The following is a 4,004-nucleotide window of genomic DNA, read 5'->3' as shown; positions in this document are numbered from 1 at the left end:
AAGGTTGCCAAACTTGTGCGTTTCATCTGATTTTAAGGGTGTTATATCCCTTGATATACCCTATAATGCCCCATAAATTGTAAGAACAACGCTGATAATCATCTATATATAGAATGTATCAGTACCCAAAATTTTTAGTACAACGTTTTTTAGTAATATAGTTTTTTATCAAGATAAAACACGCTGATATTAAACGACATCGCTTCGATAAATTGGCTAATAACCATTTTATCGCGCGATAACAACATAACATTTACTCACTACCGCCTAACCACGACTTATTTTGATAATTATTTATCACGCATAACTAATTATCAGCCAGTCCTTTAGCGCACAGTTGAGCAAGTATGGGTCGCTTAGAGCCAGAATCGAGCATCATTGATTGATTATCGATAGCTGCCTGAGTATTGGTGGTCAAACAGAGCACGCGAAGTAGGATAGACAAGAGACACCGCGCCGATAAGCCGGTCATTTATTCTGTTTGCCAAGTACGCCCCGCTGATGATTAGAGCAGCGCCACCTAGCTTTGAGTTACCCCAGATATTTTTGACGTGATAGCCAAAAGAACGATAAATAAAGAATGACCAATTGCTTTACCTAAAAGGATAACCGCTGCACGGTACTGTTTTATGCACTAGCATTTACCGATAAAACAGTTCTTTATTAACAGCGATATGATTGCTAGACCTTGATTGATTAATTGTGACAACACGATGCTTTTTTGGTAATTGTGACCTCTTAAATCTCAGTCCTTATCCATCGACACCCTTACAAGGTGTGCGAATTAAATCTGGATAAATGGCTGTCAAAAAGACCACAAACCCGCGCGTGCCTTAATCGTTAGACCAAGCCTACTCATAATATGATATAGATAGTAGCTTTACACCCTACCTTGTCTATACGAACGTTACCGACATTAGCAGGATAAATGGCTAATGCATTTTAGGTTAACAGCAGTGACGAAAAGCTCATGTGCTTGCCGTTATTTCTGCTTTACGTTCTACCGCTCATTAACATCTACTCAGGTTAATTTACCCTTAACCGCACTTGCTCCCTTGCCCGAAAGCCTGCCCTGTCGTTGTTATGCGTACTCATAGGATTCAAACATGAAACGCATTTTAATCAACGCTACTCAAAACGAAGAAATTCGCGTTGCCCTTTGTAAAGGTAATCATCTTTACGATTTCGATTTAGAAAACCGTACCCGCGAGCAAAAAAAATCCAACATTTATAAAGGTCACGTCACCCGCGTCGAGCCATCGCTTGAAGCGGTGTTTGTCGAATATGGCTCACAGCGTCAGGGCTTTTTGCCGATTCGTGAAATCTCTGCTGAATATCTAAGCGGCAATCCACGCGATGAAAACATCAAAAAATTGATCAAAGAAGGCGATGAGCTTATCGTCCAAGTCGAAAAAGAAGAGCGCGGCAATAAAGGTGCGGCTTTATCAACGTATGTTTCTTTGGCAGGGCGTTATTTGGTGTTGATGCCAAACAATCCTCGTGGCGGCGGTATTTCGCGTCAAATCTCGGGCAAATTGCGCGAAGATATGAAACGCATGCTTGGTAATCTTGATTTGCCGAAAGGCATGAGTGTCATCATTCGTACGGCTGGCATTGGTAAAACCCAAGAAGATTTGCAACACGATTTAAATCACTTGCTCAATATCTGGCAAGCCATCCAAGAACAAAATCAAAAATATCCGTCTCCGCGTTTGGTACACCAAGAAGCGGGCGTCGTCACCCGTGCCGTGCGTGATTATCTACGCGATGATATTAGCGAGATTTGGATTGATAACGAAAACGCTTATATTGAAGCGGCCGGTTTTATCGATGCCGTGATGCCAAAACAAGCAGAAAAATTACGCAAATATACCGATTATGAGCCGATGTTTTCGCGCTTTAATATCGAAAAGCAGATTGAAACGGCTTATCAGCGTGAAGTTCGCTTGCCATCAGGTGGCTCAATCGTTATTGACCAAACTGAAGCCTTAGTTTCTATCGATATCAACTCAGCAAAATCAACCAAAGGCTCAGATGTTGCTGAAACTGCTTATCATACCAATCTAGAAGCAGCCGATGAGATAGCTCGCCAGCTACGTCTGCGCGATATGGGCGGTTTGATTGTTATTGACTTCATTGACATGAATGACAATAAGCATCAAAAGGAAGTAGAAAAACGTCTGGTTGATGCGACCAAATATGACCGCGCGCGTGTACAGTTTGGTGATATTTCTAAATTTGGTCTAATGGAAATGAGCCGTCAGCGCTTGCGTCCATCATTAGAAGAGTCGACCGGTTATATCTGCCCGCGTTGTCATGGCAATGGCATGATTCGTGATTTGCGCTCGTTATCACTGTCGATTATGCGTCAGATTGAACAAATCGCCCTAAAAGAACGTCAAGGTGAAGTACAAGCTGAAGTGCCAACTGACATCGCCGCTTTCTTGCTAAACGAAAAACGCGATAGCTTGGTTTATTTGGAGCAAGACAGCGGTACGCGTATCACGATTTTGCCGCACGCGCATTTAGAATCGCCAAACTTTAAGCTGCATTTTAATCGTGATGGTTTTGCACCATCGAGCTATGAGCGTATCACTGATACCCAGCAGCAAGAGCACAGCGACTTAGGTTATAACGTCGATTGGCAGACCGCTGATTCAGCGCGCCCTGAGCAGCAGCCGACGCGTCAGCCACGTCAAGTAGCTGATAATGGCAGCAATAAAAACAGTCAATCGACTCCTCGTGCCAACAGTCAGCAGCAAAGCTCGACCAGTCATAGCAATGACCATCGTAGCAATGCTAATGCTAATGGCAGCAATGCTGCACCAGCACGTGCGCCGCAACCACAAACTCAATCACAAACTCAGTCACAAAACGCGCCAACTGTTGCGACTACCGCGGCGCCAGTAGCTTCACAAAACAATAACGCGACTGCTGCCCAACCGCAAGCAGTCGCTTGGTTATCCAACCTATTTGCCCAAGCGCCGCAAGCATCGACGACGCCTAAAGTCAATAGCCGTGATGCCGCCGAAGCCATTGAAGCACTGGTAAATACTGGCGCTCAAAGCCTTGGCTCGTTTGGACAAATCGATAACAGCGCCTTAGCCGCCAACACTCAAGCCGCAGCAGCGCCGCAAACGTCGAGCAATCAGCAAAGCACTGAGCAACAGCCGAATACTAATCGTCAGCAAGCCGCTAATAGCAACACCGATGATAACAACGACGCTGAAGATAGAAGAAGACGTAAGCCGCGTAAATCAAGACCTTCTAAAACGCGTCAAAGAAAAGAGCAGTCAGATGAGTCCAATGGTAATGCTGCTAGCAATAACGTAGAAGACAGCCACTCAACCGGCACTGACGACAAGCAGGCTGATAATCAAGATAAACGTCAGCATGATAGTCGACGCACCAACGACCGTAATCGTAACAACCGTCAAGACAGCGGTCGTAATGGACATGACAATAGCAATAGAGAGCACAATGACGCTGCTAGTAAAGACGCTAATACCACAGATGAGCAAAAGCGTGCCAAGCGTAAATCAAATAGCCAGCGCTCCTCACGCGGCAAAATTGAGCGCGGTGAGACGTTAAGTGCGAATAACGAGCAAAGCAATAAAGAGACCAGTCATAGCAATGACAAAAATCAGACAGGTACCCGCCGCAACCAAGACCCTAATGAAGTGGTATTACAGGTCAATGAAGCGGCTACGGAGCTCAAGTCGCCAGAAGTTGTGCACTTGTCTTTAGATGACAGCAAGTCGGCTATAGCAGCACGCCTAGAGTCTGAAAAACAAAGCACTGAAAAACAGCTTTCTGAAAAGCAAAATTCAGACAAAGTGAGCGATAAAGCTGAGTCAGAAAAAGCGCCTCAAGAAGACAGCCGTCCGAAAAATCTTGAGCAGCCTAAAACTGAGGAGCAAAGTACTGATAAGCAAGGTACTAACGACCAACCTGCCAAAAGTATTGGTGAAACGGTTGATAGTAGTCCAAAAATTAGTACGCAA

1 protein-coding gene is annotated in these 4,004 nt (G+C 44.7%); it reads left to right on the top strand.

Annotated features, from left to right (window positions below; translation table 11 throughout):
• Nucleotides 1–1,106: 1,106 nt before the first annotated feature.
• On the top strand, nt 1,107–4,004 hold a 2,898-nt coding region (locus V7D75_RS11865; protein WP_333614725.1), incomplete at its 3' end, for an Rne/Rng family ribonuclease.

Origin of the sequence: Psychrobacter sp., from assembly GCF_036731945.1 — a bacterium.
Taxonomy (GTDB): domain Bacteria; phylum Pseudomonadota; class Gammaproteobacteria; order Pseudomonadales; family Moraxellaceae; genus Psychrobacter.
The sequence above is the reverse complement of the archived record's forward strand: the minus strand, read 5'-3'. Positions and strand labels throughout refer to the sequence as shown.